This window comes from Bartonella sp. AC329YNZD (assembly GCF_042196685.1).
Taxonomy (GTDB): Bacteria; Pseudomonadota; Alphaproteobacteria; order Rhizobiales; family Rhizobiaceae; genus Bartonella.
In genome coordinates this window covers 1-4027 of sequence record NZ_JBHIQS010000041.1, presented here as the reverse complement: position 1 = coordinate 4027, position 4027 = coordinate 1, and the positions used below count along the sequence as shown (strand labels likewise).

Here is a 4027-nt window from a genome sequence, read left to right as displayed (position 1 = left end):
CACCATGGACCGCGCAGCAGGTCCACCGGTAAGGGTCAATTTCAAGCGCGCTTGTTTGGCTGTTTTGTCACTGCTCACAAATTTTCGTTCTGTCCAAAGTGGTTCAGCGAGTTGTTCTGTTTCGTCAAGTTTCAAAGGGGTGAAACCACCATCATCTAGTTGCATCTCCAGTGAAAAGGTTGCACCACCCGGTAAAAAGGTTTTGATATAGCTGGTCAACCTTGCCTTTTCGCCAAAGGCAAAAGCACGCGTGACATAGGTCGCTTCCTTATGGATCTTCCCCGCAATCAACTGAACAGGGGCAAATAACACCGGTGAGAGTTTCTCTGTTCCTTTAAGAATAGCGCGAAGCTTGACCTTTTCACTGATATATTCAGTAAGACTGAGCAATTGAAAGGGAAGAAGTTGATAAATTGTGCCATTGTTTCGTTCAATTTCAAAGATGACAGAACACTCACTTGAAGGCAACTCAATGGCTGCGCGTATTTGCAAATCAGAGCAGTCTACAAGGTCAAAGGTGCCTAAATCGACAATCTTTTCTGTTTGTGTGTAGCGTGCAGCGAGCACTCGAAAGGCTAAAGCCTCATCTTGATGGGCGCTCCAACTTTGTGCGTTAACAGAAGAAAAGCGTGGACCGGTCACGTAAGGGTGACTTGAGACAAATCTTTGGTGTTCTGCATCAAAATCTCCAAGCTTTGCTAGTGAGATGGCATGATCAGCATCATCGGTTTTAATGATAAAAGCAGTGAGACGATCATTAGGGACTAACAAGGGGACATCATAGCGTGCCCCAGCCCAACCTAGCTTTGCGCCCTTCATAGAATAAAAGCTTTGTGCTTGAATATCGGCGGTAGGATAGCCGTTTTCGGTTGTCACCAAATCAATCACCAGATCATGGTTCTGATTGCCGATTTTACAAAGATGAAAGTCAATTCCAGTGATTTGCCGTGTTTCATCGGGGGTAAAGACTTGCGCTTGTGGGTCAAATTGCGTCCATATCTTCACTGTTGTGGTGCGCCGCATCACTTTCACATCAATCAGACCTTGTCCGGTAAAAAGTCCCGTTGCAATGGTGCCCCCTTTCCCCTGTGCCACGACATTTTTTGTACCAGCGGTAATATTTTGTGGAATCGTGAAAGTGCCCTCAAGGACGCCTTGTCTATCGGCAACAAGGCGGCTCGCTGGCAAAATATCCACACCATCAAAGGTAAGACTTTCCAAGATTTCGCTACTGCCAAAACCTTCAATTTTAAAGTGAAGGGTAATTTGTCTTAAAAAGTCGATTTGTTCTTGGTGTGTGTTGATGAAATTATCGCTTACTTCTGTTCTACGTATGGTACTGCCGCGATGTTTTCCCATAATGATTTGATTGGTCACGCTTGAGAGCCAATCGGTGCGTTGTTCATGCCAAAAGTCTGTTGCGGGTTCAAGGGTTACTGTACCAGGCAGGGGTGCAAAATTTTGATAGGGGTTGATCTTTTCGCAAGCCGTTGTCAATTCTTGCGCAATGATCACTTCATTTGTCCAGTCAAGGGTGACAGGCGCTTTTAAAGGAGCAGTATAGAATGTTGGGTCAATAGCAAGCTGCAAAATGCCATTGCCTACAGCCCCCGTTTGTTGAAAGCCTTCATCTCTGTAACTATCATCGAGAAAAGGATCAGCAAACATGCCTTTTTTGGCAACAGGCTCTTTAGAGTCTACATTGCTTTTAATGCGCTCTAACTGCATCAACCGGTCAAGGGAAAGCACCCGTTGAAAATAGCGCCACATCTCATCATAGGGGGCAACACGGGTGCCATCATTGACCACAAGGGGGGTACTAAGCCAATTGTTGGTAATGGTTGCGAGCGACAACACCTCATCAGGGACACTAGGTGCCATGGGTTGGTCTGAAGAAATCCCTTTGATATAGACGACATTTCCCCCTGTGTTGAGACCAATACGGTCAATGCGGGGGAGTTTGTAAGTGTAACTGACAATGATATCACCACCCTCCGCCCCCCCTGATACTGTAATTTCCTGCGCTGTTACCTTATCAGCCGTGATTTTTGCACGATAGCGATAAGTCACCTTATAGCTGCTCCCTGCTAAAGGTTCGTCTCCCACCGGTGCCCAATCAATGGTGTCTCCGGTTTTTTTAAAATCCGTTCCTTCTTTAAATTCTTTAGTTCCTTGAACAATTTTGATAAACGCGGTGATGCTTTTATCCGGCACGCCATCACGCCCTGCGGCAACGGCACCGCGGGTGACGGTAACGGTTTTTTCTTTTGTCAACAAAAGAGACTGAATATCAGCAAGAGGAAAATAATAGGGTTTAAAGGTAAAGCTTGTTTTCCCTTTTGGGGGCGAAAAAATATGCGTTTCGCTAGGAACAACGCTTGTCGAAAAATCTTCCATCTCTTCATGGCGCAAAGCTGCTAAGCGTTTGCGTTTAAAACCATTGATATTGGCTTCTCCCTCTTGAATGCTAAACACTTGGCAACCGTTATTTGCTCCCAATGCACTTACACGGCATCCCCCCACGATATAATGCCCATGGGCGCGGTCGTACGTCGCAATGGCTTGCATGGCCGGTTCAAGGAGTGAGGGCGATTTTTGATCAATCAAAACGCCATCTTGTAAGATATAGACCGGAAAGAAAGCCCCTTGCTGCTCATCATCTTTGAGAGCCCAGACAAGTTTTGCGACTTCGCGTGCCGCTCCGGGCTCTCCTTCTGCCAAACTGCCGGCAACTTGCCCCAACAGCTCTGGATCATCCTCATATGTCACCCATTTCTTTTGTAGCTTTACACCAATTTCTATACGACCCACCATAGAAACATGGGTGAGAACAGCATTTGCAACGGGAAAAATATCCCCTGCAATATAAATTTTGCCCTCTGTTAATGTGACAGTTTGCGTCTCTTTATTCACAAAAGCATCAGCGCGTTCAACACGGTCTCCTTCTTTAGCCACAAGGCGCCCCAAACGGTCATGACGCCCTCTGATGATGGTTTGAACCTCATTGAGTTCACCCGCTTGAAGAAAAGGGCGCTGTCCATAAAACACCACGCTTTGTTGTTCGTCTTTGCCTACCGATCTGTCAATTGCAAAGGGTAAACCACTTTCATGCTTCATGTTAAAACCTCAATAAAATTTTGAATTGTTCGCGAACATCAGCACGCAAAGGAATATTGATAGGTGTTTTAAGAATTTCTACACCACCACGCAGTTCATGAGCTTCAAGCCAAAGCTTGCCAGGAGGGGTTTGTTGTGCAAGAGAGCCATGAACGAGAAGGGAAACAGAGGTGGCTTGTTTGTCCGCAACATCATGAAAGTCTGTGCGAGCTGCCAGAAACAACAGAGTGCCGGTTGGGGAAGGGTTAAATTTGTTGCCACAATGGTTGTAAACACCCTCTAAAACCTGCTCTACAGGCGCTACAGCATAGCATCGGCGATACCCAATCAGAGTGTTGTTTGCGTCTCTTAAAGCCAAATAAAGGGGACGATTTTGGAACCACTCTGCCATGAGTATATCGCGTTCATGTTTTTTGACCGAACACCAGGGAAAATTTGCCAAATCCCAAGGGTAATCAATTTGGTTCCAGCTTAACTCCTCGTCAAAGTCATCCATCCAATTGCCAATAAGCTTGCCTTCTTCTTTTGTGAGGGTATGATTGATTTCTGTTGTGCGTCCAAAGGAAAACAAAGTTCCCCCAGCTGTAAGACAGATGCCACTCTCGAAGTCCAGCATGCACTCATCAAGGTGTGACATATTGCATTCAACAGCTCCAACATCATAACCATAAACACCACGACGAAAATCAGAGCGCAAACTTTTGGAAAGTCTCACGATTGCTTCAATGGCTTCAAGCTGTGTTCGTTCAGGCAAGTGATCAAAATCAAGTTGAAAGGAATTCCACCATGCACGCCCAGACCATGCGGGCTTAAAATGCGCAGAAAGCTCTAACCATCTCAACCCCATCTCTATTGCCGCAAGAGACCCGCGCAGGCGTTGCCATGCAAGTCCTTGGTCAATCAAATCATA

Annotated in this window: 2 protein-coding genes; both read right to left on the bottom strand. The window is 46.0% G+C overall.

What is annotated here, in order from left to right; all coding sequences use genetic code 11:
• Positions 1 to 3117 (bottom strand): DUF4815 domain-containing protein (locus ACFIMW_RS08760; protein WP_375667123.1); only part of this gene is annotated, 3117 nt, incomplete at its 3' end.
• Position 3118: 1 nt separating this feature from the next.
• Positions 3119 to 4027 (bottom strand): phage tail protein (locus tag ACFIMW_RS08755; RefSeq protein WP_375608821.1); only part of this gene is annotated, 909 nt, incomplete at its 5' end.